Source organism: Stenotrophomonas maltophilia complex sp. Om-AH-Sm3, assembly GCF_059337855.1.
Genome location: NZ_JBYBLQ010000005.1, coordinates 138489 through 162262 on the forward strand (window position 1 = coordinate 138489; position 23774 = coordinate 162262).

24 protein-coding genes are annotated in these 23774 nt (G+C 67.4%); 17 read left to right on the plus strand and 7 right to left on the minus strand.

Annotated features, from left to right (window positions below):
• Positions 1–2: 2 nt before the first annotated feature.
• Complete coding sequence (locus AC10QF_RS08265) at positions 3–1301, minus strand: NupC/NupG family nucleoside CNT transporter (RefSeq protein WP_095379333.1); 1299 nt, start codon at positions 1299–1301, stop codon at positions 3–5.
• A gap of 193 nt (positions 1302–1494) precedes the next feature.
• Between AC10QF_RS08265 and AC10QF_RS08270 the strand changes: the two genes are divergently transcribed.
• The 5 genes from AC10QF_RS08270 (at position 1495) to AC10QF_RS08290 (ending at position 6898) form a co-directional block, all read left to right on the plus strand.
• On the plus strand, positions 1495–2466 hold the full coding sequence (locus AC10QF_RS08270; protein ID WP_065178787.1) for an aldo/keto reductase: 972 nt from the start codon (positions 1495–1497) through the stop codon (positions 2464–2466).
• Positions 2467–2754: 288 nt separating this feature from the next.
• Positions 2755–2949, plus strand: a complete 195-nt coding sequence (gene hemP, locus AC10QF_RS08275) for a hemin uptake protein HemP (protein ID WP_005412278.1) — start codon at positions 2755–2757, stop codon at positions 2947–2949.
• A 153-nt stretch (positions 2950–3102) separates the two neighbouring features.
• Positions 3103–5295, plus strand: coding sequence for a TonB-dependent hemoglobin/transferrin/lactoferrin family receptor (locus AC10QF_RS08280; RefSeq protein ID WP_494542036.1), 2193 nt, complete (start codon positions 3103–3105; stop codon positions 5293–5295).
• A 4-nt stretch (positions 5296–5299) separates the two neighbouring features.
• A complete protein-coding gene (locus tag AC10QF_RS08285) occupies positions 5300–5899 on the plus strand; it encodes a ChuX/HutX family heme-like substrate-binding protein (protein ID WP_065178741.1) in 600 nt (199 codons plus the stop codon).
• A 72-nt stretch (positions 5900–5971) separates the two neighbouring features.
• A complete protein-coding gene (locus tag AC10QF_RS08290) occupies positions 5972–6898 on the plus strand; it encodes a DUF6607 family protein (protein ID WP_065186809.1) in 927 nt (308 codons plus the stop codon).
• Between the two features lie 107 nt (positions 6899–7005).
• Here the strand turns inward: AC10QF_RS08290 and AC10QF_RS08295 are convergent, their stop codons facing one another.
• Positions 7006–9522 carry an ABC transporter permease gene (locus AC10QF_RS08295; RefSeq protein WP_494542037.1) on the minus strand — a complete coding sequence of 839 codons (2517 nt, stop codon included), beginning with the start codon at positions 9520–9522 and terminating at the stop codon, positions 7006–7008.
• Positions 9519–10166, minus strand: coding sequence for an ABC transporter ATP-binding protein (locus tag AC10QF_RS08300; RefSeq protein ID WP_005415330.1), 648 nt, complete (start codon positions 10164–10166; stop codon positions 9519–9521). The genes AC10QF_RS08295 and AC10QF_RS08300 overlap by 4 nt, the downstream gene beginning before the upstream one ends.
• 75 nt (positions 10167–10241) lie before the next feature.
• Between AC10QF_RS08300 and AC10QF_RS08305 the strand changes: the two genes are divergently transcribed.
• The 3 genes from AC10QF_RS08305 to AC10QF_RS08315 all read left to right on the plus strand — a co-directional run bounded on the left by AC10QF_RS08305 (position 10242) and on the right by AC10QF_RS08315 (position 13112).
• Positions 10242–10886, plus strand: coding sequence for an arylesterase (locus tag AC10QF_RS08305; protein WP_494542038.1), 645 nt, complete (start codon positions 10242–10244; stop codon positions 10884–10886).
• 87 nt (positions 10887–10973) lie between these two features.
• On the plus strand, positions 10974–11687 hold the full coding sequence (locus AC10QF_RS08310) for a response regulator transcription factor (protein WP_002811889.1): 714 nt from the start codon (positions 10974–10976) through the stop codon (positions 11685–11687).
• A gap of 153 nt (positions 11688–11840) precedes the next feature.
• Entirely contained in the window at positions 11841–13112 is a 1272-nt protein-coding gene (locus AC10QF_RS08315; protein WP_494542039.1) for a sensor histidine kinase, read from the plus strand.
• Positions 13113–13343: 231 nt separating this feature from the next.
• Here the strand turns inward: AC10QF_RS08315 and AC10QF_RS08320 are convergent, their stop codons facing one another.
• On the minus strand, positions 13344–14045 hold the full coding sequence (locus AC10QF_RS08320) for an SGNH/GDSL hydrolase family protein (RefSeq protein ID WP_197575279.1): 702 nt from the start codon (positions 14043–14045) through the stop codon (positions 13344–13346).
• A gap of 211 nt (positions 14046–14256) precedes the next feature.
• Between AC10QF_RS08320 and AC10QF_RS08325 the strand changes: the two genes are divergently transcribed.
• The 9 genes from AC10QF_RS08325 to AC10QF_RS08365 all read left to right on the plus strand — a co-directional run bounded on the left by AC10QF_RS08325 (position 14257) and on the right by AC10QF_RS08365 (position 21617).
• A complete protein-coding gene (locus tag AC10QF_RS08325; protein WP_005415335.1) occupies positions 14257–14652 on the plus strand; it encodes a diacylglycerol kinase in 396 nt (131 codons plus the stop codon).
• 33 nt (positions 14653–14685) lie between these two features.
• Entirely contained in the window at positions 14686–15435 is a 750-nt protein-coding gene (locus tag AC10QF_RS08330) for a TerC family protein (RefSeq protein WP_005415336.1), read from the plus strand.
• Positions 15436–15662: 227 nt separating this feature from the next.
• Positions 15663–16823, plus strand: a complete 1161-nt coding sequence (locus tag AC10QF_RS08335; protein WP_005415337.1) for an MFS transporter — start codon at positions 15663–15665, stop codon at positions 16821–16823.
• Positions 16824–17384: 561 nt separating this feature from the next.
• Positions 17385–18005, plus strand: a complete 621-nt coding sequence (locus AC10QF_RS08340) for a LemA family protein (protein ID WP_005415338.1) — start codon at positions 17385–17387, stop codon at positions 18003–18005.
• A 3-nt stretch (positions 18006–18008) separates the two neighbouring features.
• On the plus strand, positions 18009–18896 hold the full coding sequence (locus tag AC10QF_RS08345; RefSeq protein WP_494542040.1) for a TPM domain-containing protein: 888 nt from the start codon (positions 18009–18011) through the stop codon (positions 18894–18896).
• Entirely contained in the window at positions 18896–19390 is a 495-nt protein-coding gene (locus AC10QF_RS08350) for a TPM domain-containing protein (protein WP_099494709.1), read from the plus strand. The genes AC10QF_RS08345 and AC10QF_RS08350 overlap by 1 nt, the downstream gene beginning before the upstream one ends.
• Before the next feature lie 51 nt (positions 19391–19441).
• The gene (lgt, locus tag AC10QF_RS08355; RefSeq protein WP_099494710.1) at positions 19442–20329 is read left to right on the plus strand and encodes a prolipoprotein diacylglyceryl transferase; all 888 of its coding nucleotides are present in this window, start codon (positions 19442–19444) and stop codon (positions 20327–20329) included.
• The gene (locus AC10QF_RS08360; RefSeq protein WP_099494711.1) at positions 20326–21120 is read left to right on the plus strand and encodes a thymidylate synthase; all 795 of its coding nucleotides are present in this window, start codon (positions 20326–20328) and stop codon (positions 21118–21120) included. The genes lgt and AC10QF_RS08360 overlap by 4 nt, the downstream gene beginning before the upstream one ends.
• Before the next feature lie 5 nt (positions 21121–21125).
• Positions 21126–21617 carry a dihydrofolate reductase gene (locus AC10QF_RS08365; RefSeq protein WP_099494712.1) on the plus strand — a complete coding sequence of 164 codons (492 nt, stop codon included), beginning with the start codon at positions 21126–21128 and terminating at the stop codon, positions 21615–21617.
• 86 nt (positions 21618–21703) lie between these two features.
• On the opposite strand, the gene AC10QF_RS08370 is transcribed toward AC10QF_RS08365, so the two are convergent.
• From AC10QF_RS08370 to apaG, 3 genes are read right to left on the minus strand one after another with little or no spacing between them, the layout of a single operon-like run.
• Positions 21704–22351: a DUF1287 domain-containing protein gene (locus AC10QF_RS08370; protein WP_099494713.1), complete on the minus strand. Its 648-nt coding sequence runs from the start codon at positions 22349–22351 to the stop codon at positions 21704–21706.
• Complete coding sequence (locus AC10QF_RS08375; RefSeq protein ID WP_099487845.1) at positions 22348–23373, minus strand: symmetrical bis(5'-nucleosyl)-tetraphosphatase; 1026 nt, start codon at positions 23371–23373, stop codon at positions 22348–22350. The genes AC10QF_RS08370 and AC10QF_RS08375 overlap by 4 nt, the downstream gene beginning before the upstream one ends.
• 15 nt (positions 23374–23388) lie before the next feature.
• Positions 23389–23772, minus strand: coding sequence for a Co2+/Mg2+ efflux facilitator ApaG/CorD (gene apaG, locus AC10QF_RS08380; protein ID WP_008268668.1), 384 nt, complete (start codon positions 23770–23772; stop codon positions 23389–23391).
• Positions 23773–23774: the final 2 nt, after the last annotated feature.

Genomic DNA, 23774 nt, shown 5'->3' on the forward strand with positions numbered 1-23774 from the left:
GTTCAACTGAAGTGCGTCAGCACGCCGGCGATGGTCGCCGTCATGAAGGTGGCAATGGTACCGCCCAACACCGCGCGCAGGCCGAACTTGGCCAGATCGTGGCGACGTTCCGGCGCCAGGCCGCCGATGCCGCCGATCTGGATCGCGATCGAGCTGAAGTTGGCAAAGCCGCACAGCGCGTAGGTGGCGATCAGGCGACCTTCGTCGGACAGGCTCACGCCCGCCACCTGGCCGTTCACGATCTGCGACAGCTCGGTGTAGGCCACGAACTCGTTGATCACGACCTTCTGGCCGATCAGCGAACCGACGGTGGTGGCATCAGCCCACGGGGTACCGATCACCCAGGCGATCGGGGCCAGCACGTAACCGAAGATGGTCGACAGGTTGGTCGGCTTGCCGATGGCAGCGGCCAGGCCGGTCACTTCGCCGAACCAGGTGAGCGGTGCATTCAGCAGCGCGATCAGGGCGATGAAGGCCAGCAGCATCGCGCCGATGTTCAGCGCCAGCTTCAGGCCGTCACCGGCACCGGCAGCGGCCGCGTCGATGATGTTGCTGGAGGTTTTCTCCACTTCCATCTTCACCGTGCCGCGGGTCAGCGGGGTGCCGGTTTCCGGAATCAGCAGCTTGGCCACGACCAGGGTGGCCGGTGCGGCCATGATGCTCGCCGCCAGCAGGTGCTTGGCGTAGAAGGCCTGCTGCACCGGGTCGCCACCGCCGAGCATGCCCACATAGGCCGCCAGCACGCCGCCGGCGATGTGCGCCATGCCGCCGATCATCATGGTCAGCAGCTCGGACTGGGTCATCCTGGCGATGTACGGGCGCACGGTCAGCGGCGCCTCGGTCTGGCCGATGAAGACGCTGGCGCAGACGCTGGTGGTTTCCGCGCCGGACACGCGCATCACCTTGGTGATCGACCAGGCCATCACGCGCACGATCGCCTGCATGACGTTGAGGTGGTACATGACCCCCATCAGCGCCGAGAAGAAGATGATGGTCGGCAGCACCTGGAAGGCGAAGATGAAGCCGTAGTTCTTGGTGTCCATCAACGAGCCGAAGATGAAGCCCGAGCCCTCGTTGACGAAGCTCAGGACCTTGACGAAGCCCTTGCCCAGCGCATCGAACACGTCGCGCCCGCCCGGCACCAGGATCACCAGCGCCGCGAAGGCGATCTGCAGGGTGATACCGGTGGCAACCAGCTTCCAGTCAACCGCACGCTTGTTGTTGGAAAACAACCAGGTGATGCCGATCAGCACCGCCAACCCGAACAGGCCGAAGCCGATCCTGCCCAAACCTTCGACCATGTGAGTGACTCCCCTGGGGCGTCGCGAAAAACGGGAAGCCTAGTGCAGGGCAGGGGCCGGGGCAAGAAAAAGCAGCGTGCGCGCGCCCATCGGTACCGATCAGGCCAGCAACGGCAAGGGCTTGCGGCCGGCGGCGGCAGGTAGAATGGGGCTCGATCCCGGCCCGGATGCGGGCCCGCAGCAGGAGATTCGCATGCAATACCGTCGCCTGGGCTCCACCGGCCTGCCGATTTCCGCCCTGTCCTTCGGCGCCTGGGTGACCTTCGGTGACCAGATCCCGCGCGACGAGGCCCGCAACCTGGTGGCTGCCGCCTGGGACCACGGCGTCAACTTCTTCGACAACGCCGAGGGCTATGCCAACGGCCGCGCCGAACAGGTGATGGGCGATGTGATCGCCGACCTGCGCCTGCCGCGCGATGGCATCTGCGTCTCCAGCAAGGTGTTCTTCGGCAGCGCCAAGGACCCACGGCCGACCCAGCGCGGCCTGTCGCGCAAGCATGTGACCGACGCCTGCCATGCTGCGCTCAAGCGCCTGCGGGTGGACTACCTGGACCTTTATTACTGCCATCGCCCGGATCCGGACGCGCCGATCGCCGAGACCGTGCATGCCATGGATACCCTGGTGCGGCAGGGCAAGATCCTCTACTGGGGGACCTCGGAGTGGTCGGCGGTGCAGATCCAGCAGGCGCTGGACATCGCCGAAGCACGCAACCTGCAGGGCCCGTCGATGGAGCAGCCGCAGTACAACCTGCTGCACCGCGAACGCGTCGAGGTCGAGTATGCGCCGCTGTATGCCGGTGCCGGCCTGGGCACCACCATCTTCTCGCCGCTGGCCTCGGGCCTGCTGACCGGCAAGTACGACCAGGGCATTCCGGCCGATGCGCGGCTGGGCCGCGAGGGCATGGAATGGCTGCAGGCGCTGGTGCTGGGTGACGACGCCGAGGCCCGCCTGGCCCAGGTGCGCCGCTTCAGCGAAGCAGCGCGTGAGCTGGGCCACGCCCCGGCCGCGCTGGCGATTGCCTGGTGCCTGCGCAACCCGAACGTCTCCAGCGTGATTCTCGGCGCCAGCCGGGTCAGCCAGCTGCTGCAGAACCTGCAGGCGCTGGAGGTGCTGGAGCAGGTCGATGCGGCTGGCTGGGCGCAGGTCGAAGCCGCCTTCGCCTGACAGCCCTTTGCGGAGTCGAGCCATGCTGGACTTCAGATTGACCAGGTCTTTGTAGAGTCGAGCCATGCTCGACTCCGCGCGCAGCGCGTGCGTTTCCAGGCGACGGTGCCAGGAGCAGTCGAGCATGGCTCGACTCTACAAAAGCGCTGTGCCCGTCTTTTGATTGATGGTGACTATCGAATTTTCGAATTCGATCATTAATCCCATCAATCAAATTGAGAATGGTTGTTGATTGTCAACTGAGAATCATTATCATTTGACTCGTCCCTCGCACGAGTCCAGATGCTCATGAATGCTCAACCTGTACTGCTGCGCCCCGAAACGCTGACCCTCCGCGATCGCCCGGTCCGTGTCGTTCCGCCGGAAGAGGTGATCGACAGCGAAGCCCTGCTCAAGGGCCGTCGTGAAATCCTGATCCAGCACGGCGACCGCTTCTACCGCCTGCGGCACACCAGCAACGACAAGCTGATCCTGACCAAGTAACCGCGGCCTGGTCGCCCGCCTCCCTCCCTCCTGCCGGCAGCGCCGGCAGGGTGGGCGACCCGTCCGCGCCCGCTCTCTCCCCCTCGGTCTACCGCGTGCACCTCCCGGGTGCGCCGGTAACCGGGGGTTCCCCTGCCTGACCGAACGAACCCGATGACCCGCCCTACCGCCCTTTGCCTCGCCGTCTGGATGGCCCTGCCGCTGTCCGCCCATGCTGCCGCCGCGGCCACCGCCGCGCCCGATGCGCGCGACTTCGACCGCGTGCAGGTCACCGCCACCCGCACCGAGCGGGCAGTGAGTGACGTGGCGGCCACCGTGGATGTCATCGACCGCGAGCAGATGGACCGGCACCTGGTGCAGGACATCAAGGATCTGCTGCGCTACGAGCCGGGCCTGTCGGTCAGCCGCAGCGCCGCGCGCTTCGGCCTTGGCAGCATCCGCATCCGTGGCCTGGACGGCAACCGCGTGCGCGTGCAGACCGATGGCATCGCCATGCCCACCAGCTTCAACATCGGCTCGTTCTCCAACGCCAACCGCAACTTCACCGATCTGGACACGCTCAAGCGCGTGGAGATCGTGCGCGGCCCGGCCAGCTCGCTGTACGGTTCCGACGCGCTCGGGGGCGTGGTGGCCTTCGTCACCAAGGATCCGGCCGATTACCTCAAGGATGGCAAGGACAGCTACGTCGGCCTGAAGTTCGGCTACGACGGTGAGTGGAAGGGCCTGCTCGGCGGCGTGACCAGCGCGTTCGGCGGCCAACACTGGAGCGGCATGGTCAACATCAACCATCGCCAGGGCCAGGAAACCGGTAACAAGGGCGATGTGCGCAGCCTCGACAACACCCGTACCGCGCCCAACCCGCAGGACCGCGACGGTCGCAGTGGCCTGGCCAAGCTGGTCTATGCACCGAGCGAGGACCAGCGCTTCCGCCTGACCGTGGAAGGCAACGAAGACAACACCGATACCAGCGTGCTGTCCTCGATCGACCGCACCACCACCACCGGCATGAAGGCGCGCGACACGCAGAACCGCACCCGCGTGTCGTTCGCCCATGAAATGGATGCGCTGGACAAGGGCTTCGCCGACAACCTGCATTGGCAGCTGTATACCCAGCACAGCGAGACCAACCAGATCACCGACGAAGACCGCGCCAACCGCAGCCGCCGCCACCGCGGGTTCAACTTCGACCAGCGCGTGTACGGCCTGCAGGCACAATTCAACAAGGCGTTCAGCACCGGCAGTGTCGAACACGCGCTGACCTACGGCTTCGAAGGTGCGCGTACCGAGATCCGCCAGAAGCGCGACGGCTATCAGGTTCTGGCCAATGGCCAGACCAGCACCACCATCCTGCCCGACGCCTTCCCGGTACGCGATTTCCCGATCAGCAAGACCACCGAGCTGGGCCTGTACGCGCAGGATGAAATGCGCATGGCCGGCGGCAAGCTGTCGCTGGTGCCGGGCGTGCGCGTGGATCGCTACGAGCTGAAGCCGGAAGTGGACAGCATCTTCGCCGACGACAATCCCGGCGTTGCGGTGGCCAGGCTGACCAAGACCAGCGTCTCGCCGAAGCTGGGCGTGGTCTATCGCTTCACCGACGAATGGTCGCTGTTCGCCGGCTACTCGCATGGTTTCCGCTCGCCGCCGTACAACGACGTCAACCTGGGCTTCACCAACTTCGCCTTCGGTTACACCGCCATCCCCAATCCGGACCTGAAGCCGGAAACCAGTGATGGCATGGAGCTGGGCCTGCGCTTCCTGTCACCGGCCGCCTACGTCAGCGTCAGCGGCTACTACAACGAATACAAGGATTTCATCGAGTCGCAGTCGCTGGTCGGCACCAACGCCCAGGGCCTGATGGTGTTCCAGTCGCGCAACATCGCCGATGCGCGCATTTACGGTGCCGAACTGAAGGCTGGCGTTGACTTCGGCCAGATCAACCCGGCGCTGCAGGGCTGGGCGCTGCGCAGCTCGGTGGCCTGGTCGCGCGGCGACAACAAGACCGAGGACACTCCGCTGGATTCGGTCGACCCGCTGCGCGGCACCGTCGGCCTGATGTACGACACCGACGCCTGGGGCGTCGAACTGGCCGGTACCTTCGTCAAGCGCAAGGACCGCGTCACTGCAGCGACGGTGTACCGCCCGGCCGGCTACGGCGTGGCCGACCTGATGGCGCACTGGAACTTCGCCCCGGGCGCGACCTTCAACGTCGGCGTGTTCAACCTGGGCGACAAGCGCTACATCGATTGGTCCAACGTGGGTTCGACGCTGTCTGCGACCAGCCGCGTGCTGGATCGCTACACCAGCCCGGGCCGCACCCTTTCCGCCAGCCTTGCCGTTTCCTGGTGACCTCATGAGCCGCGCCTTGTCCGCACGCAGGAATGACGCCATCGCCGTGCAGGGCAGCGCGGCCTGGCCGACCCCGGCACAGCTGGCCACGCTCGGCACCGTGTTGTGCCTGTACCACGCCGACGGCAACGAGCTGGGTGGCTGGCGCCAGGCGGTGCGCGTGCACGCCTGCCAGGGCGTGGACAGCGAGGGCATACGCGAAAGCCTGTGTTTCCTTGATACCCGCGGCCGCTGCGTGTGGCGCTTGTACCTGCTGCCCGACAGCGATTTCCTGGCCTGGGACCGGCTGGTCGCGGCGCTGCCGCCGGGCCCGGAGCACGACAGAGATGGCAGTGTCGGCGAACGCCTGTGGCGGCGCCTGGCCGGCCATCTTGGTGGCCAGCGCTGGCGCCTGTGCACGCTGCGCCTGCATGCCGCGGACGAGGGCCGCACGCTGGCAGCCAGCCTGTCGACCCTGTCCTCGCTGGGCGCGGCCACCGCGCGTCGCATCGCTCGGTTGGAAGGTGCCGAAGGCGAGCTGGCGATCGACGATTGCTGCTGCGCCGACGCCGCGCGCCGGCCGACACCCCGTATTCCCGGCGACCTGCCGCTGATCCGCCTGTGATCCTTTCCTGATGGAACGCCCGCCGGCCCTGGAAGGCCTCTCAACGAACCTGCAACCCCGAAGGAAGACCCGATGAAGTTCCAGACAGCCAGCGTCATGCTGTTGCTCGCTGCCAGCGGCGTGGCCAGCGCGCAGCCCTCCGACATCGCCCGCGACCACGACAGCATCCTCGCCATGCAGGGCGAGTACACCGTCGACTTCGCGTTCGACGAGACCGTGCTGCTCAAGCCCGGCTACGAGCGTGCGCCGGCGATGCGCAGCGGCGGCAGCGAAGTGGTCATCGTGGTCGAGGACACCCCGCAGCGCATCGTGCTGCAGCACCTGTTGCTCGACGAGAAGAGCGGCCACATCACCAAGCACTGGCGCCAGGACTGGGTCTACGAAGCGCCCAGCCGTTTCGAGTTCAGCGCCGACCAGACCTGGCAGGTACGCCGCATTCCCGCAGCGGTGAACCAGGGCGCCTGGACCCAGTGCGTGTATGAAGTGAGCGATGCACCGCGCTACTGTGGCACCGGCAAATGGACGTACACCAACAACGTGCCGAGCTGGACCAGCGACCTGAGCTGGCGCCCGCTGCCGCGTCGTGAATACACAAAGCGCAGCGACTACAACGCGCTGGCCGTGGTCAACCGCCACACGCTCACGCCCAATGGCTGGACCCACGAGCAGTTCAATACCAAGGTGCAGCGCAACGCCGACGGCAGCCAGGTGGAGATCGCCCGCGAGTTCGGCTTCAACGACTACGTCAAGACAACCGAGGTCGACTTCACCCCGGCCCGCGCCTACTGGAAGGCCACCGCCGGCTACTGGGCCAAAGTGCGCCAGCGCTGGGACGGCTTCCTCGGCCAGGCCCCGGGCGTGCACCTGAAGACCAAGCTCGATGGCATGGCGATGATCATCCCGCTGTTCACCCAGGCCGAAGAGATCCAGTCCGGCAAACAGGTGAAGGACGCGCAGATCGACGAGGTCTTCGCCAAGTACGTGGAAAAGGCGCAGTAGATCCACGCCATGCGTGGATGTGCTTGTTCCTTGAACACTGGCAACGCCGTCATGTGCTTTTGGCAGGTGCCGAGCTTGCTCGGCACGCACCCGGGTCCGACGCGGCCTCAGGCCTCGCGCAGCGCCAATGCCGGCGGCGTATGCAGGATCGCCCGCGTGCCCCACCAGCCCGCCAGCAGGCTCAAGCCGATGCCGACTACGCCGCCAATCAGCAGCCCCGGCCACGGCGGCAGCAATGGCAGCTCGAACACCTTCTGCGAGACCGCCACGCCGATCGCAGCGGCCGCGCCCACCGCCAGCATCGCCGCCAGCGTGCCCAGCGCGCCGAACTCCACCAGTACCGCGCCACGCAACTGGCGCCGGGTCGCACCCAGGGTGCGTAGTACCGCGCTGTCGTAGCGGCGCTCGCCGGCGGTGGCCTGCAGCGCGGCCAGCAGCACCAGCACGCCGGCCAGCAGGCTGAACACCATCACCAGCTGCACCGCCTGCGCCACGCGCTCCATCACATCGCGCACCTGCGAAATCACCGCATCCACGTCCAGCAGCGACAGGTTCGGCTGCGCGCGCACCAGTTCGCCCAGGCCCGCCGCCTTGCCGGCCGGCAGATGGAAGGCCGACAGCAGGTTGTGCGGGGTTTCGCCCACCGCATTCGGGTTCAGCAACACGAAGAAGTTCGGCCGGAAGGTGTTCCAGTCCGCCTTGCGCACGCTGGTGACGGTGAACTCGCGTTCCTGCTCGCCCACTGCAATGGTGATGCGGTCGCCCGGGTACAGGCCGTAACGCTTGGCCCAGCCGATCTCCACTGATGCCTCCGGCGCCGTGCTGTCGTTCTTCCAGAAGGTGCCGTTGACCAGCGTGTTGGCGGGGGGGAAGGTGCTGCGCCAGCTGAAGTTCAACGGCCGGTTCTCGTCGTCGTCATCGCGCTGACCTTCGCCTTGTGCCGCTTGTCCGTCCTGACCGGGCTCGCGGTCCACGCGCAGCGGTGGCTTGCCATTGATCGCGATCAGGCGGCCGGTGGCCATCGGTTCGATGCTGGCGTCACCGGCGCCCAGTCCACGCAGCGTGGCCAGCACGCTGTCGCGCTGTTCGGGCTGGATGTTGATCAGGAAGTAGTTGGGCGTGTCCGCCGGCAGGCGCTCGCGCCATTGCTGCAGCAGGCCGGGGCCGGTCACGGCCAGCAACAGCAGCGCGCACAGCGACAGCGACAGCCCGACCAGCTGCATTACCGCCAGCATCCGGCGCCGGGTCAGCGCGGCCAGGCCCAGCCGCCAGTGGCCGTGCAGGCGGTGCTGCAGGCCGCGCAGCAGTTGCAGCAGCACGAAGCCGACCACCCCGGCGGCCAGTGCCAGCGTGGCCAGGCCGCCCAGCACCCACAACGCCAGCTTCAGGTCGCCGGTGACTTGTACCGCCAGCAGCAGGCTGGCCGCCAGCGCTGCCACATAGGCCAGCAGTGACGCCGGCGGCAGGGCAGCGAAGGAACGGTTGAGCACCCGCATCGGCGGCACCCCGCGCAGGCGCAGCAGCGGTGGCAGGCCGAAGCCGAACAGCAGCAACAGGCCGATGCCGGCGCCGGTCAGCGCAGGCATCGCCTCGGGCAACGGCAGGCGCTGCGGCACCAGGCTGCCCAGTACCTGCACCAGGCCTTCCTGCGCGGCCATGCCCAGGCCGATGCCGAGCGCACAGGCCGGCACCGCCAGCATCAGCAGCTGCAGTGCCAGGCCAAGCAGGATGTCGCGCTGGCGCGCACCCAGGCAGCGCAGGATCGCCACCTGGTCGATGCGGCGCAGCGCGAAGCGGTTGGCCGCCAATGCGGTGGCCACGCCCGCCAGCAATACCGCCAGCAGCGCGCTCAGGCCGAGGAAGCGCCCGGCCAGATCGAAGGCCTGGCGCACGCCGCGCTGGGTGTCATCCACGCTCAGCAGGCGCAGGCCCTTCACCTGTGGCAGCAGCCACTCACGCAGGGACGCGACCAGCCCGGGCGGTCCTGCAAACATCAGCCGGTAGTTGATGCGGCTGCCGGGGCCAAGCAGTCCCGTGCCTTCCACATCGGCGCGGTTGACCAGCAGGGTGGGGGACAGCGTCAGCAGGTCGCCACCGGTGTCCGGCTCGGCCTCGATGATGCCGGCGATGCGCAGCGTGCCGGCGCCGAACTCGAGATCATCGCCGGCCTTCAGCCCGAGCCCCTGCAGCAGGCGTGGGTCGGCATAGGCCTGGCCCTTGGGTGGCATGCCGGCATCGGTGATCATCGTACCGCCGGGCGTGGCCCGTACCCGCAGCGTGCCGCGCAGCGGATAGCCCGCCTGCACCGCCTTGATGCTGGCCATCTGGCTGGCATCGCCGTTGAACAGCACGCTGCCGAAGCTGGCGATGCGGGTGTAGGCCAGTCCACGCCGTTGTGCCTCGTCGGCGAATGCCTGCGGCGGGTCATCACGCCCGGCGATGCCGAGATCGCCACCGAGCATTTCCGCCGCGCTGCCGGTCAGCGCCAGGTTGACCCGGTTCACCAGCGTGCCCACCGCGGTCATCACCGCCACGCCCAGCACCAGTGCGGCGAACACGGTGAGCAGGTCGCCGGCCAGCGCCTCGCGACGCAGCGCGCGCCACGCGTGCCGCAGCAGGTTCATGCCTGGGCTCCGCGCTCGACCGGCAGCAGGCGACCATCGTCGATACGATGGATGTACTGGCAACGCTGCGCCAGGCGCATGTCGTGGGTGACCAGCACCAGGGTAGTGCCGCTGCCGGCGTTGAGTTCGAACAGCAGGTCGCTGACGTGCTGGCCGGTGGCATGGTCCAGCGATCCCGTCGGTTCGTCGGCGAACAGGATGCGCGGCCGGGTGACGAAGGCACGCGCCAGCGCCACGCGCTGCTGCTCGCCACCGGACAGCTGGCGCGGGTAGTGGCGGGCGCGATGGGAGAGGCCGACCTGCGCCAGCACTTCATCGACCCGCGTGCGATCCTCGCGCCCGGCGAGTTCCAGTGGCAACGCGACGTTCTCGGCGGCGGTCAGCGCCGGCAGCAGGTGGAAGCTCTGGAACACGAAGCCAACCTCGCGCGCGCGCAGCTGGGCCCGCGCCTCTTCATCGAGGTCGCCCAGGTCCTGGCCCGACAGCGCAATGCGGCCCCGACTGGGCAGGTCCAGCCCGGCCAGCAGGCCGAGCAGGGTGGTCTTGCCCGAACCGGAGGCGCCGACGATGGCCGCGCTGGTGCCTTCATGGACGGTCAGGGTGATGTTGTCCAGTATGTGGACTTCACCCTCCGGGCCCTGCACGGATTTGCCGACCTGGTCGACGGCGATGGCGACGGGCGCGCTGCGGGGGGACAGGCTGTCGATGAGGAGACTCCAATGCGCAAGACGGGATGGAGCCGGCGAGCCGGCGCGATGATGGTGCTGCTGCTAGGGTTCCTGCTGTTGCCGGGGCTGGCCTGTGCCAAAGGTCCGGCTGGCACCGTGCTGGTGCTCGGCGACAGCCTCAGTGCCGCCCACAATATCCCTGCCGACGCCGGCTGGGTCAGCTTGCTGCAACAGCGGGTCAGGCAGCAGTCGAAAACCCCGGCGCGCATCGTCAACGCCAGCATGAGCGGGGAAACCACCGCCGGCGCGCTGACCCGCCTGCCGGGCCTGCTGGCCAGGGAGAAGCCGACCGTGGTGGTGATCGCGCTGGGCGGCAATGACGCGCTGCGCGGGCTGACCCCGGCGCAGGTGCAGGGCAACCTGGAAAAAATGGTGCAGGCCAGCCAGAAGGCCGGTGCCAAGGTGCTGCTGCTGGGCATCGACGTGCCGCCCAACTACGGACCGGCCTACCGCCAGCGCCTGGCCGCGGCCTACAAGGCGCTGGCCACGCAGTACAAGGTGCCGCTGCTGCCGTTCCTGCTGGAGGGCGTGGCCCTGCAGCCGGGCATGATGCAGCCCGATGGCCTGCACCCCACAGCGCAGGCGCAATCGAGGGTGCTGGACAACGTCTGGCCACTCCTGCGGCCCCTGCTCTGAATGATTTACAACCCTCTTGACGGAACTTCACATCGCGTCCACCGTCGATCCGGCATGTTTCACAAAGCTGAAGTTAGAGGGAATCACATGCGTCAGACGAAGGAGACCTCCGGCTTGGTGCTGGTGGTCGAAGACAACCGCAACATCTCCGAGATGATCGGGGAATACCTGGAAGGTCGCGGCTTCGAAGTCGACTATGCACAGGACGGCCTGGATGGCTACCGCCTCGCGGCGGAAAACAGCTATGACGTCGTGGTGCTCGACTTGATGTTGCCGCGCCTGGATGGCATCGAAGTATGCCGTCGCCTGCGCAACGATGCGCGCAAGTCCACCCCGGTGCTGATGCTCACGGCACGCGACACGCTGGACGACAAGCTCACCGGCCTCGGTTTCGGCGCCGATGACTACCTGACCAAGCCGTTCGCGATCCAGGAGCTGGAAGCCCGTCTGCGCGCGCTGATCCGCCGCGAACGCCGCCAGGTGGGTTCGGAAGTGCTGAAGGTCGCCGACCTGGTGCTCGATCCGGTCAGCATGCGGGCCACCCGTGCCGGTACCGAACTGCAGCTGTCGCCGATCGGCCTGCGCCTGTTGACCATCCTGATGCGCGAATCGCCGCGCGTGGTCACCCGCCAGGAGATCGAACGCGAGATCTGGGGCAATGGCCTGCCGGATTCGGACACCCTGCGCAGCCATCTGTACAACCTGCGCAAGATCATCGACAAGCCGTTCGACCGTCCGCTGCTGCACACCGTGCAGAGCGCCGGTTACCGCATTGCCGATATTGCCCAGCCGATGGCCTGATCGGGGCCAGGCCGGTGCAGCATCAGGCCCGGCCGGGCAACGACCCCGCACCGGGCACGGATGACCGGCCGGCACTGCCGCCGGTCATCCTCCGTGCACGACTACGGCGCAGCGCGCTGCCTATAATCGCAGCGCTCTGACCGGGACCCCGCAATGCCGCACGGCCTGCCGCGCAAGATCCGTATCGCCTTCATCCTGCAGGCAGTCCTGGCCAGCCTGGGCATCCTGCTCGGTGCCTGGCTGGTTTCGCTGGTGATCAAGCACAGCCTGGTCGGCGCCGCCCTGCGCGAGGAAGCGGCCTATTACTGGACGCTGCACGAGGCCTCGCCGGTGCAGCCACCGCCCAATACCCAGAACATCCGCGGCTACCTGCTGGAAAGCGGGCAGTCGGCGCTGTCATTGCCGGCCAACCTGCGCAACCTGGAACCCGGTTTCCACGAGCTGCCCAAGGATGACCAGCTGGTACTGGTCGATGTGCGTCCGGCCGGCCGCCTGTACCTGGTGTTCCTGCGTTCGCGTGCGGAGATGTTGGCGTTCTGGTTCGGCATCGTGCCGGTGCTGCTGACCCTGTTGGCGGTGTATGGCGCCAGCTGGGTCACCTACCGGGCCTCCAAGCGCCTGGTGTCGCCGGTGAACTGGCTGGCACGGCGCGTCTCGCGCTGGGACCCGGGCCACCCCGAAGCGGCCGATCTGGAGCCGAACAAGCTGCCGGCGGACATGCAGGGCGAGACCCGCCAGCTGGCGGCCGCACTGCATTCGCTGGCCAACCGGGTCAGCGCGCACGTGGCGCGCGAGCGCAACTTCACCCGTGATGCCAGCCATGAGCTGCGCACGCCGTTGACCGTCATCCGCGTGGCCAGCGACATGGCCCTTGGCGATGAAACCCTGCAGCCGCGCCTGCGCCGCAGCCTGCAGCGCATCCAGCGTGCAGGCCGTGACATGGAGGCGGTGATCGATGCGTTCCTGATCCTGGCCCGCGAGGCCGATGTCGAACCGCAGATCGAGCTGTTCGACGTCAACGACATCGTCCGCTACGAGGTGGACAACGCCAACGAGCTGCTGGGCAACCGGCCCGTATCGGTGCACCTGCACGGCGACGGCCCGGTACAGCTGCACGCACCGCCGCGGGTGCTGCAGGTGGTGGTCAGCAACCTGGTGCGCAATGCCTGCAGCTACACCGACGAAGGGCGTATCGACGTGCACGTGCTCAATGACCGGGTGGTGGTGCGCGATACCGGCATCGGCATGTCCGCCGAGGCGCTGTCGCGCGCGTTTGAACCGTTCTACCGCGCCGAGCCGAGCCGTCCGCAGGGCACCGGCCTGGGCCTGTCGATCGTGCGCCGGCTGTGCGACCGCTTCGGCTGGAAGGTCAGCCTGGCCAGCGAGCCGGGCAAGGGCACCGAGGCCACGGTGATCTTCCGGTAGAGGGATTTTGCCGGGCTGCGCCCGGCACCCGCCGAGGCAACATCAACATCAAAAGCGGGCATTCCGTGGAATGGCGGGGCGGTGTGGGTTTGCAGGACACGCCGTAAACCCGTCCATGGGGGCTCGATGGCGCCATCCATGGCGCCAACGGTCCTGCAAACCCACACCGCCCCGCCTTCGACAGTTTCCCGCGATCCGCAGTAGATCCACGCCATGCGTGGATGGGGTTGCTCAGTTGCAGTTGACCTTCGGCGCCAGCGCCCTGGTCCAGATCGCATAGCCGGCCGGGGTCATGTGCAGCATGTCCTCGCGGAACAGCGTCGCATCCGGCTGGCCATCGGCGCCGAGCATCGGCGTGTAGATGTCGGTGAAACCGGTGTTGGGCAGCTTGGCCAGCGCGGCCTTGATCAGCGTGTTGGCCTCGTTGATCGCCGGCAGCAGGTGCGCGCGCGACGGGCTCGGCTTGATCGACAGGTACTCCACCCTGGTCTTCGGCAGGTCGCGATGCACGCGCTGCACGAAGGCGACCACGTCGTCGCGCACCTGCACGGCGCTGCGGCCACTGTTGAGGTCGTTGTCGCCCGCGTAGAAGAACACTTTGCATGGCGCATACGGCACCACGATGCGGTCGGCGTACCAGGTGCTGTCGCGCACTTCCGAGCCGCCGAAGCCGCGGTTGAACACTGGCTGGCCAGGGAAGTCGGTGGCCAGGCTCTCCCAGAAGCGGATCGAGGAGCTGCCGATGAACTCGATGCCACCGCGCGGCGGCGGGGTGGACTGGTCGGCGCTGGCGAAGCGGGCCATGTCGCCGGCCCAGGCCACGTTGGAGACCTGTTCTGGCACACGGGGCGACTCGGCCGGGCTCAGCGCCTGGGCCAGCGGTGCGGCAGTCAGCAGGCCCAGCATCAACAGGCAGGTACGGCGACGGGACATCAGGCGCTCCAGCAGGCAAGGGGCATCCATCATAGGAGCATGCCCGGGCCGTTGCTTGCCCCTGGCAGGCCGTTCAGCGGGCCGGCGCGGGCTGCGGTTGGCGGCCTTGTGGCAAAATGGCCGCCATCTGCCTATTCCTGTGCACCCATGATTCCCTGCCGTGCGTCTGAGCGGTCGCTGCGCCGCGCCCCCGTTGCTGGATGTTCCACCCGTGGCTGATCAGTTCGGCCACCTGCCGCGCGGCCCGCGCCGCATCTTCCAGGCCGCCCGCTGGTCCTGGCAGGGCCTGCGCGCTGCCTGGCTGCACGAGTCCTCGTTCCGGCTTGAGGTCTACCTGCTGATCCTGCTGACGCCGATTGCGATCTGGCTGGGCCAGACGCCGGTCGAACGCGCGCTGCTGATCGGCTCGATGCTGCTGGTGCTGGCGATGGAGCTGGCCAACTCGGCCATCGAAGCGGTGATCGAACGCTACGGCAGTGAGATTCACGAGCTGGCCGGCCGCGCCAAGGACATGGGCTCGGCGGCGGTGTTCGTGCTGATGATGAACGTGTTGCTGTGCTGGGCGCTGGTCGTGGTTCCGCACGCGCTGGCCGGCAACTACGGCTGAAACCCCATTCCCCCACTGCCTTGAAGAGTTTCCATGTCCTTTGAGTTCCTCGCCGACCCCAATGCCTGGGTGACCCTGTTCACGCTCAGCGCGCTGGAAATCGTGCTCGGCATCGACAACCTGGTGTTCATTTCCATTGCTGTCAGCAAGCTGCCGGAAGAGCGCCGCCCGTTCGCCCGCAAGCTCGGCATCGCGGTGGCCTGCATTACCCGCATCGGCCTGCTGGTATCGCTGGCCTACCTGGCGCACATGGCGGCAAACCTGTTCACCGTGGCCGGCATGGGCATCTCCATCCGCGACCTGGTGCTGATCGTTGGCGGCCTGTTCCTGATCATCAAGGGCTGCATGGAGATCAAGGAACTGATCAGCGGTGGCGAGGATGAAGATCCCAGCACCACCAAGGCCTCGGCCGTGTTCGGCTACGTGATCGCGCAGATCGCGGTGATCGACATCGTGTTTTCGCTGGACTCGGTGATCACCGCCGTCGGCATCGCCGACCACATTCCGGTGATGGTCGCCGCGATCCTGCTGTCGGTGATGGTGATGCTGCTGGCCGCCAACCCGCTGGGCCGCTTCATCGATGCCAACCCGACCGTGAAGATGCTGGCGCTCGCCTTCATCCTGATGATCGGCGCGGTGCTGATCCTGGACGGCCTGGACGTGCACGTGCCCAAGCCCTACATCTACGCCGCGATGGGCTTCTCGGTGCTGGTGGAGTGGCTGAACCTGCTGATGCGCCGCCGCGCCCGCGAGCACAACGTGCCGGGCGCCGGCAACTGGTAAGCGCGCCACTGGCGTGTGAGTCCCTCAGAACCCCCGGCATTCCGGGGGTTCTGCGTTGTGGGGGCGAGGTCGGTTCTGCAACGGCATTGTGGTTTTTGCACTTGTGGCTGCGTTCCGGCTTCCACTTGTGAACCAGGATCAACAGTGTTTTCCCGGGGCGAGGCTTAATCCGGCGCAGCAAAGCGCGCAGGCTACGCACTCCCGATTCCCGCCCCCAGGACCCCCCCATGAATTCCAGAGCCGCCTTGCTGGCGCTTGCCGTTGGCGCCTTCGCCATCGGAACCACCGAGTTTGCCCCGATGGGCCTGTTGCCGGTCATCGCCGACGGCGTCGGCGTTGGCATCCCCACTGCGGGCATGCTGATCACCGCCTATGCCGTGGGCGTGATGCTGGGCGCGCCGGTGATGACCCTGCTGATGGGGCGTTTTGGCAAGCGCACCGCGCTGATGCTGCTGATGTCGATCTTCGTCGCCGGCAATCTGTTGTCTGCGCTGGCGCCGAACTACGGGATGCTGCTGCTGTCGCGCCTGGTCACCAGCCTCAACCATGGTGCCTTCTTCGGCATCGGTGCGGTGGTCGCTGCGAGCCTGGTGCCGAAGGAAAAGCAGGCCGCTGCCGTGGCCACCATGTTCATGGGCCTGACCATCGCCAACATCGGCGGCGTGCCGCTGGCGACCTGGGTGGGGCAGCAGCTGGGCTGGCGCCTGTCCTTCGCCGGTACCGCAGTGCTGGGCCTGGTTGCGATCACTGCGCTGGGTTTCGCGCTGCCGGCATCTGCACCGGGGCCGCGCCCGGACGTGCGCCGCGAACTGAAGGCGATCCTGCAGCCGCAGGTGCTGCTGGCGATGGCCACCACCGTGCTTGGTGCGGGTGCGATGTTCACCCTCTATACCTACGTCGCACCGGTGCTGACCGAATTGACCGGCGCCTCCAATGCCTTCATCGCGATGTCGCTGGCCCTGATCGGCATCGGCTTCACCTTCGGCAACGGCATCGGTGGACGCATGGCTGACTGGTCGCTCGATGGCGCCACACGGATCCTGCTGGCCGTCCTGGCGGTGCTGATGTTCGTGCTGCCGCTGGCCTTCATGAGCCACGCCACCGCGGCGCTGGGTGTACTGCTGTTCGGTGCGGCGACCTTCGCCCTCGTGCCGCCGCTGCAGATCCGGGTGATGCAGGTGGCCAGCGAGGCGCCGGGCCTGGCGTCGTCGATCAACGTGGGTGCATTCAACCTGGGCAATGCGGTAGGTGCTGCGCTGGGGGGGGCGGTGATCAGCTCGGGACTGGGCTACGCCGCGATTCCGGTGGCCGGTGGCCTGCTGGCCGCGTCGGGCCTGCTGCTGGCATGGCTGGGGCGTCCGCGTACTGCGGTGGCTGAGGCCTGCTGAGTGATATGGGGTTCCGGCAGGGCTTGCAGCCCTGCACCCGCTAAAGGCGAAGGCAACCGCCGAAGCAACAGCAACCGCAACAGCCGGCGCTGGTTTTCTGAGGGTTGGGCGGGGCGGTGTGGGTTGGCAGGACACGCCGTGAACCCATCCATGGGGGCTCGATGGCGCCATCCATGGCGCCAACGGTCCTGCCAACCCGCACCGCCCCACCTCCGACAGATTGCCGCGATCGGTCGGAACGGCGTTCTGCTTTGGTAGGTGTCGACCTTGGTCGACACGAATGCCTGAAGAACCGGCTTTTGCTTTTGATTTTTCTTTTGATCTTCCCGCGGTGCGCAGAAAACTGTCCATGGCCGGGAGGGTGGGTTGGCTGGGGGCGTGAGCCGCATGGATGCGGCGACCGAGCTTACATGGACGTACTTGCAGCGGCCCCCAGCCGACCCACCCTCCCGGCCCATCCCCGAGCTGGCTGGACCACACCGCGGAGGGGGCGGCGCCGATGGCCGGTCTTTCACCCGAACCATGGCATGCTCGGCGCCAAGCCCACCCGGAACCTCCGCCATGCGCCTGTTCACCCGTGTCCTGCCCCTGATGCTGCTGGCCTCCCTGCTGTCCGGCTGCGGCTACAACGCCATCCAGCAGAAGGATGAGGCGGTCAAGGCCAGCTGGTCCGAAGTGCTCAACCAGTACAAGCGCCGCGCCGACCTGGTGCCCAACCTGGTGCAGACAGTCAAAGGTTTCGCCAGCCAGGAAGAGCGCGTGCTGACCGAAGTCACCAACGCCCGCTCGCGTGTCGGCCAGATCAACGTCAACGCCGACGACGAGGCCTCGCTCAAGCAGTTCCAGCAGGCCCAGGGTGAACTCGGCAGCGCGCTGTCGCGGCTGCTGGTGGTGACCGAGAACTACCCGGTGCTGAAGTCCGACCAGAACTTCCGCGACCTGCAGGCCCAGCTGGAAGGCACCGAAAACCGGATCACGGTTGCGCGTGGTCGTTACATCCAGCAGGTGCAGGACTACAACACCTACATCCGTTCGTTCCCGCAGGTGATCACCGCCAAGATCTTCGGCTACAAGACCAAGCCGAACTTCACCGTGGACAACGAAGCGCAGATCTCCAACGCACCGGCGGTGGATTTCGGCAACGCGCCGCAGCAGCAGCCGGCACCGCAGCCGGGCCACTGACCGATGCGCCTGGCCACTGCGCTGCTGGCCCTGCTGCTGTGGCTGCCGCTGGCGGCACAGGCCCAGCAGCTGGCGCCGATTCCGGCGCTGGATTCGCCGGTGGTCGATACCACCGGCACGCTGGATGCTGCGCAGAAGCAGGCGCTGGTGCAGCAGGCGCTGGACCTGCAACAGCGCAAGGGCAGCCAGCTGCAGGTGCTGGTGGTACCCACCACCCAGCCGGAGGACATCGCGCAGTACACCACGCGGGTCTTCGACCAGTGGCAGATCGGCCGCAAGGGCGTGGATGACGGCGTGCTGCTGGTGGTGGCCAAGGAGGACCGGCGCGTGCGGATCGAGCCGGGTTACGGCCTGGAAGGCGCGATTCCCGATGCCATCGCCAACCGGGTCATCCAGGAGTACCTGGTGCCGCGCTTCCGCGCCGGCGACTACGCCGGGGGCATCACCGATGCCACCGCCGTGCTGGTCAAGCTGATCGATGGCGAAACGCTGCCGGCACCGGTCAGTGGCCATCGTGGGCGCGAGCCGGGTGCCGGCGGCGATGCCTGGTTTCTGGCGCTGTTCATCGGTGTGTTCGCCGGCAGCATCCTGCGCGGCGTGTTCGCGCGCGTGCCGCGCCCGCTGCGTGGCCTGCTCGGCGGCGCTGGCGCAGCCGTGGCGGCGTTCCTGTTCACCTCCACCCTGCTGGCCAGTGGCCTGGCCGGCGTGGTTGGCCTGATCGTGGCGATGCTGTCCGGCCATCCGGGGCGCTTTGCCGGCGGTGGTGGCTGGGGCGGCGGCAGCTGGGGCGGGGGAGGCGGCTTCGGCGGTGGTGGTGGATTCGGCGGTGGTGGCGGCTGGGGCGGCGGCGGTGGCCGTTCCGGTGGCGGTGGCGCTTCGGGAGGCTGGTGATGATCCAACGTCTGTTCCGCCATGTATTCTCGCCCTCGGTGCGGCGTGCCTTCCCGCCAGCCACGCTGCAGGCGATCACCGAGGCCATCGCCGCCGGTGAGCAGCGCCACGGCGGTCAGGTGATGTTCGCTGTGGAGGCCGATCTGCCGCTGGCCGCGTTGTGGCACAAGGTCACCCCGAGGCAGGCCGCCGAGCATGCCTTCGCACGCCTGCGCACCTGGGATACCGCCCACAACAACGGCGTGCTGATCTACCTGCTGCTGGCCGACCATGCCATCGAGATCGTCGCCGACCGAGGCCTGCATGGCCGGGTCAGCCCGGCGCAGTGGCAGCGGGTCTGCACCCATCTGCGCGAGGGCCTGCGTGGTTCCAATCCGGTGGAAGCGCTGCAGGATGCCATCGACGAGGTCTCCAGCCTGATCGAAGGGCACTTTCCGGCCTCGACGCGGTCGAACGATGACGCGTTGCCGAACTCGCCCCAGCTTCTTGGTTGAGCCGGGGCGGCACTGGCCCGAGAATAGGCGTTCAACCGCAAGGCACCTTCCATGATCTATTTCCACGACATCGACCCCATCGCCCTCTCGCTGGGGCCGATCAAGGTGCACTGGTACGGCATCATGTACCTGCTCGGCTTCACTGCGGCCTGGCTGCTGGGCCGCACGCGCATCGCGGCCGGGCGCCTGCCGGGCGTCGATGCCAACGGCTTCTCCGACCTGTTGTTCTACGCCATGCTCGGCGTGGTGCTGGGCGGCCGCATCGGCTACATGCTGTTCTACGCGCTGGGCGATTTCCTGCACAACCCGCTGCTGCTGTTCAAGGTGTGGGACGGTGGCATGAGCTTCCATGGCGGCCTGCTGGGCGTGCTGGGTGCCTGCTGGTGGTGGTCGCGCAAGCACGCGCTGCACTTCTTCGACACCATGGATTTCATGGCGCCGCTGGTACCGCTGGGCCTGGGTTTTGGTCGCATCGGCAACTTCATCGGCGCCGAGCTGTGGGGCAAGTACACCGACGGCACGTGGGGCGTGGTGTTCCCGTCGGGCCTGCCGGCGCCGCTGAACCAGTTGGACCACGCGACCCTGCAGGCGCAGTTCGCCACCGGCGCGCTGAACCAGTTCGCCCGCCATCCCTCGCAGCTGTATGAAGCGTTCCTGGAAGGCCTGGTGATGTTCGTGGTGCTGTGGACGGTGTCGGCCAGGCCGCGCCACCGTTATCTGGTCGGCGGCCTGTTCGCGCTGATGTACGGCCTGTTCCGCTTCGCCGTCGAATTCGTACGCATGCCCGACAACGGCGTCTACGTGGCCTTCGACTGGCTGACCCGTGGTCAGATCCTCAGCCTGCCGCTCATCGCCTTCGGCCTGGTGCTGCTGGCGATGTCGCGCCGCGCGCCGGTGCTGCAGCCGCAACCGGTGATGGCTGCGGAGGGCAAGGCATGAAGGCCTACCTGGACCTGCTCGCGCATGTGCTGGAACATGGCGCGCAGAAGAGCGACCGCACCGGCACCGGCACCCGCAGCGTGTTCGGCTGGCAGATGCGCTTCGACCTCAATGAAGGTTTCCCGCTGGTCACCACCAAGAAGCTGCACCTGCGCTCGATCATCCACGAGCTGCTGTGGTTCCTGAAGGGCGATACCAACATCGGCTACCTGAAGGACAACCAGGTACGCATCTGGGACGAGTGGGCCGACGAGAACGGCGACCTCGGTCCGGTCTACGGCAAGCAGTGGCGCAGCTGGGCCACCGCCGATGGCCGCGAGATCGACCAGATGCAGTGGCTGGTGGACGAGATCAAGCGCAACCCCGATTCGCGCCGGCTGGTGGTCAGCGCCTGGAACGTGGGCGAGCTTTCGCAGATGGCGCTGATGCCGTGCCACAACCTGTTCCAGTTCTACGTGGTGGACGGCAAGCTCAGCTGCCAGCTCTACCAGCGCAGCGGCGACATCTTCCTCGGCGTGCCGTTCAACATCGCCAGCTATGCGCTGCTGACCCACATGGTGGCGCAGGCCACCGGCCTGGGCGTGGGCGACTTTGTGCATACGCTGGGCGACGCGCACCTGTATTCGAACCACTTCGAGCAGGCGCGCGAGCAGCTTTCGCGTGAACCGCGCGCGCTGCCGAGGCTGTGGTTGAACCCGGAGGTGACCGACCTGTTCGGCTTCCGGTTCGACGACATCCGCATCGACGGCTATGACCCGCACCCGGCGATCAAGGCGCCGGTGGCGGTGTGAGTGCCATGAAGCTCTCGATGATCGTGGCGCTGGACCGCAACTGGGGCATCGGCCAGGGCAATGCCATGCCCTGGCACCTGCCGGATGATTTCAAGCACTTCAAGGCGCTCACCCTGGGCAAGCCGATCCTGATGGGGCGCAGGACGGCCGAGTCGATCGGCCGCGTACTGCCGGGGCGGACCAACCTGGTGCTGACCCGCAGCGGCCAGGTGCCGTTCGCGGGCATGCGCGCGGTGGCGTCGCTGGACGAGGCGAAGGCGATTGCCGAAGGCGAGGGCGCCAGCGAGCTGTGCATCATCGGCGGCGGTGAGATTTTCCGTCAGCTGCTCGACCAGGCCAGCGACCTGTACCTGACCTGGGTCGATGCCGAAGTCCCCGCGGATACCCATTTCCCCGAGGTGGACGTGCAGGACTGGCGGGAAGTGAGCAGCGAGCCGCACCCGGCCGACGAACGCCATGCCTACGCGTTCCGCTTCGTGCACTACGTGCGCCGCTGAGGATGGTTTCCTGTAGAGCCGAGCCATGCTCGGCTGCTGTTGCCTGACCCCTCCCGTAGCCGAGCATGGCCCGGCTCTACAGGGGCCTACGGCATCCGGTAGTGCCCGATGATCGCGTGCTGGAACAGCAGGTTCTCTTCACGCGTGCCGCGTGCGATGTTGTGCAGCACCAGCGGTGTGCCATTGGCCAGCCTCCGGTCGGAGACGATGCCGACATGCAGCAGACCGTTGCCGTTGAGCTTCCAGGCCACGATGTCACCGGCCGCATAGTCGGCGGCGAGGGCGGTGATCGGTTGCTGCCAGCCCTGCCGTTCGAACCAGCGCATCAGGTTCGGTACGCGGCGATGATCAATGTTGCGGTCCGGTCGTGACAGGCCCCAGATCGCCGGATAGGCGCTGAAGTTGCCGCGCATGTCTTCGTGCAGGCGCGCCTGCAGGTCCAGGCCCTGGCTGCGCAGGGCGCGCACCACCACGTCGGTGCACACGCCGCGATCAAGCGGGACGTCGCCGCCGGGATAGGACAGGACCTGGTAGGCGGGATCGTAACGGGTGGTGACGCCGATCTGCGCGCGCGCTGCAGCCACCAGTGGCGGCGAAGGCGCCTGTGGCTGCGATGGCGTGGGGGCGGCATTTCCGCCGCCGGTGGGAGCCGGAGCCGAAGCAGGCTGGCAGCCGCTGACCAGGGCCAGCGTCAGCAGCAGCACCCTCCATGGTGCCCAGCCGCGCCGCGTCATGCCTGCGGCGCGGCGCCGTTGTTGTTGGGTCCACCGGAACCTCCACCACCACCACCACCTCGACGGCGACGACGGCGCGGACCACGGTTGCCCGGGCTGGCAGCAGCGGCGTTGCCGCCGCCCTGTTCCTTGCCCTGCACCGCAGCGGAGGGGCGCTCGTGCGCCGGTCGCGCCGGCGGGCGGGCGTGGGGTATGGGGGCCGGTACATCGCGGCCCGGCACCTGCACCACGCGCAGCTCGTCGGTATCGAGCTGGATCGCGGTCAGCTTGCCGCCCCAGACTGCGCCGGTGTCGATGGCGTGCACGCCCTGGGTGATGGTCAGGCCCAGCGCCGACCAGTGGCCGCAGACGATCTTGAGGTCGCGCTCGACCCGGCCCGGTACTTCGAACCAGGGGTAGAGTCCCTGTTCCTGCGTGCCGGGGGTGCCCTTGTCCTCGATGCCGATGCGCCCGCGCGGGGTGCAGTAGCGCATGCGGGTGAGCACGTTGATGATCGCGCGCGAACGGTCGTAGCCGGACAGGTTCGGCGCCCAGCTTGGCTTGTCGCCGTACATGTTGCGGAACAGCTTGCGGTAGCCGGCGCCGTGCAGCTGCACCTCGACTTCGGCAGCGTGCTTCTCTGCCATCTGCGTGGTCCACTTCGGCGCCAGGCCGGCGTGCACCATCATCCAGCCCAGCTCGCGATCCACATGCACCAGCTTCTGCAGGCGCAGCCAGTCCAGCAGTTCGTCGCGGTCCTCGGCCTGCACGATGCGCAGCAGGTCCGGGTTGACCTTGCGCTGCTCCTCTTCGGTGCGTGCACCGACGGCCAGCAGCGAAAGATCATGGTTGCCCAGCACCACCACGCTGTGCTCGCGCAGCGAATGCACCAGCCGCAGCGTTTCCAGCGACTGGCCGCCACGGTTGACCAGGTCGCCGCAGAACCACAGGGTGTCCTGGGCCGGATCGAAGCGGATCTTCTCCAGCAACCGCTGGGTAACGTCGTAGCAGCCCTGCAGGTCGCCGATCGCCCACACACTCATCGTTCGGCCTCCGTGTCAGTGCAGGGTACGCGGGACGGCCAGCACGAACGGTGCGACCGGCGCGGCAAATTCGGTGCCATCGTCGGCGACCATGTCGTAGTGCCCCTGCATCGTCCCGTGATCGGTCCCCAGCATGACACCGGACGTGTAACGGAAGTCTTCACCGGGGCGCAGCCGCGGCTGCTCGCCGATCACCCCGTCGCCATCGACATGCTCGACACGGCCGTTGGCATCGGTGATGCGCCAGTGGCGTGCGACCAGGCGTGCGGCGACCCGCCCCTGGTTGTGGATGCGGATCGTGTAGGCGAACGCAAAGCGACCGTCTTCCGGCGCGGATTGATCGTCGAGGAAGCGCGGCGCGACTTCGACGGAGATGGCATATACGTCAGCGTCTTCCATAC

Excerpts from the sequence above, each read along its gene's own strand:
- AC10QF_RS08265 (WP_095379333.1), bottom strand. The coding sequence starts at position 1,301 with ATGGTCGAAGGTTTGGGCAGGATCGGCTTCGGCCTGTTCGGGTTGGCG.
- AC10QF_RS08270 (WP_065178787.1), top strand. The coding sequence starts at position 1,495 with ATGCAATACCGTCGCCTGGGCTCCACCGGCCTGCCGATTTCCGCCCTG.
- hemP (WP_005412278.1), top strand. The coding sequence starts at position 2,755 with ATGAATGCTCAACCTGTACTGCTGCGCCCCGAAACGCTGACCCTCCGC.
- AC10QF_RS08280 (WP_494542036.1), top strand. The coding sequence starts at position 3,103 with ATGACCCGCCCTACCGCCCTTTGCCTCGCCGTCTGGATGGCCCTGCCG.
- AC10QF_RS08285 (WP_065178741.1), top strand. The coding sequence starts at position 5,300 with ATGAGCCGCGCCTTGTCCGCACGCAGGAATGACGCCATCGCCGTGCAG.
- AC10QF_RS08290 (WP_065186809.1), top strand. The coding sequence starts at position 5,972 with ATGAAGTTCCAGACAGCCAGCGTCATGCTGTTGCTCGCTGCCAGCGGC.
- AC10QF_RS08295 (WP_494542037.1), bottom strand. The coding sequence starts at position 9,522 with ATGAACCTGCTGCGGCACGCGTGGCGCGCGCTGCGTCGCGAGGCGCTG.
- AC10QF_RS08305 (WP_494542038.1), top strand. The coding sequence starts at position 10,242 with ATGCGCAAGACGGGATGGAGCCGGCGAGCCGGCGCGATGATGGTGCTG.
- AC10QF_RS08310 (WP_002811889.1), top strand. The coding sequence starts at position 10,974 with ATGCGTCAGACGAAGGAGACCTCCGGCTTGGTGCTGGTGGTCGAAGAC.
- AC10QF_RS08315 (WP_494542039.1), top strand. The coding sequence starts at position 11,841 with ATGCCGCACGGCCTGCCGCGCAAGATCCGTATCGCCTTCATCCTGCAG.
- AC10QF_RS08320 (WP_197575279.1), bottom strand. The coding sequence starts at position 14,045 with ATGTCCCGTCGCCGTACCTGCCTGTTGATGCTGGGCCTGCTGACTGCC.
- AC10QF_RS08330 (WP_005415336.1), top strand. The coding sequence starts at position 14,686 with ATGTCCTTTGAGTTCCTCGCCGACCCCAATGCCTGGGTGACCCTGTTC.
- AC10QF_RS08335 (WP_005415337.1), top strand. The coding sequence starts at position 15,663 with ATGAATTCCAGAGCCGCCTTGCTGGCGCTTGCCGTTGGCGCCTTCGCC.
- AC10QF_RS08340 (WP_005415338.1), top strand. The coding sequence starts at position 17,385 with ATGCGCCTGTTCACCCGTGTCCTGCCCCTGATGCTGCTGGCCTCCCTG.
- AC10QF_RS08345 (WP_494542040.1), top strand. The coding sequence starts at position 18,009 with ATGCGCCTGGCCACTGCGCTGCTGGCCCTGCTGCTGTGGCTGCCGCTG.
- AC10QF_RS08350 (WP_099494709.1), top strand. The coding sequence starts at position 18,896 with ATGATCCAACGTCTGTTCCGCCATGTATTCTCGCCCTCGGTGCGGCGT.
- lgt (WP_099494710.1), top strand. The coding sequence starts at position 19,442 with ATGATCTATTTCCACGACATCGACCCCATCGCCCTCTCGCTGGGGCCG.
- AC10QF_RS08360 (WP_099494711.1), top strand. The coding sequence starts at position 20,326 with ATGAAGGCCTACCTGGACCTGCTCGCGCATGTGCTGGAACATGGCGCG.
- AC10QF_RS08365 (WP_099494712.1), top strand. The coding sequence starts at position 21,126 with ATGAAGCTCTCGATGATCGTGGCGCTGGACCGCAACTGGGGCATCGGC.
- AC10QF_RS08370 (WP_099494713.1), bottom strand. The coding sequence starts at position 22,351 with ATGACGCGGCGCGGCTGGGCACCATGGAGGGTGCTGCTGCTGACGCTG.
- AC10QF_RS08375 (WP_099487845.1), bottom strand. The coding sequence starts at position 23,373 with ATGAGTGTGTGGGCGATCGGCGACCTGCAGGGCTGCTACGACGTTACC.
- apaG (WP_008268668.1), bottom strand. The coding sequence starts at position 23,772 with ATGGAAGACGCTGACGTATATGCCATCTCCGTCGAAGTCGCGCCGCGC.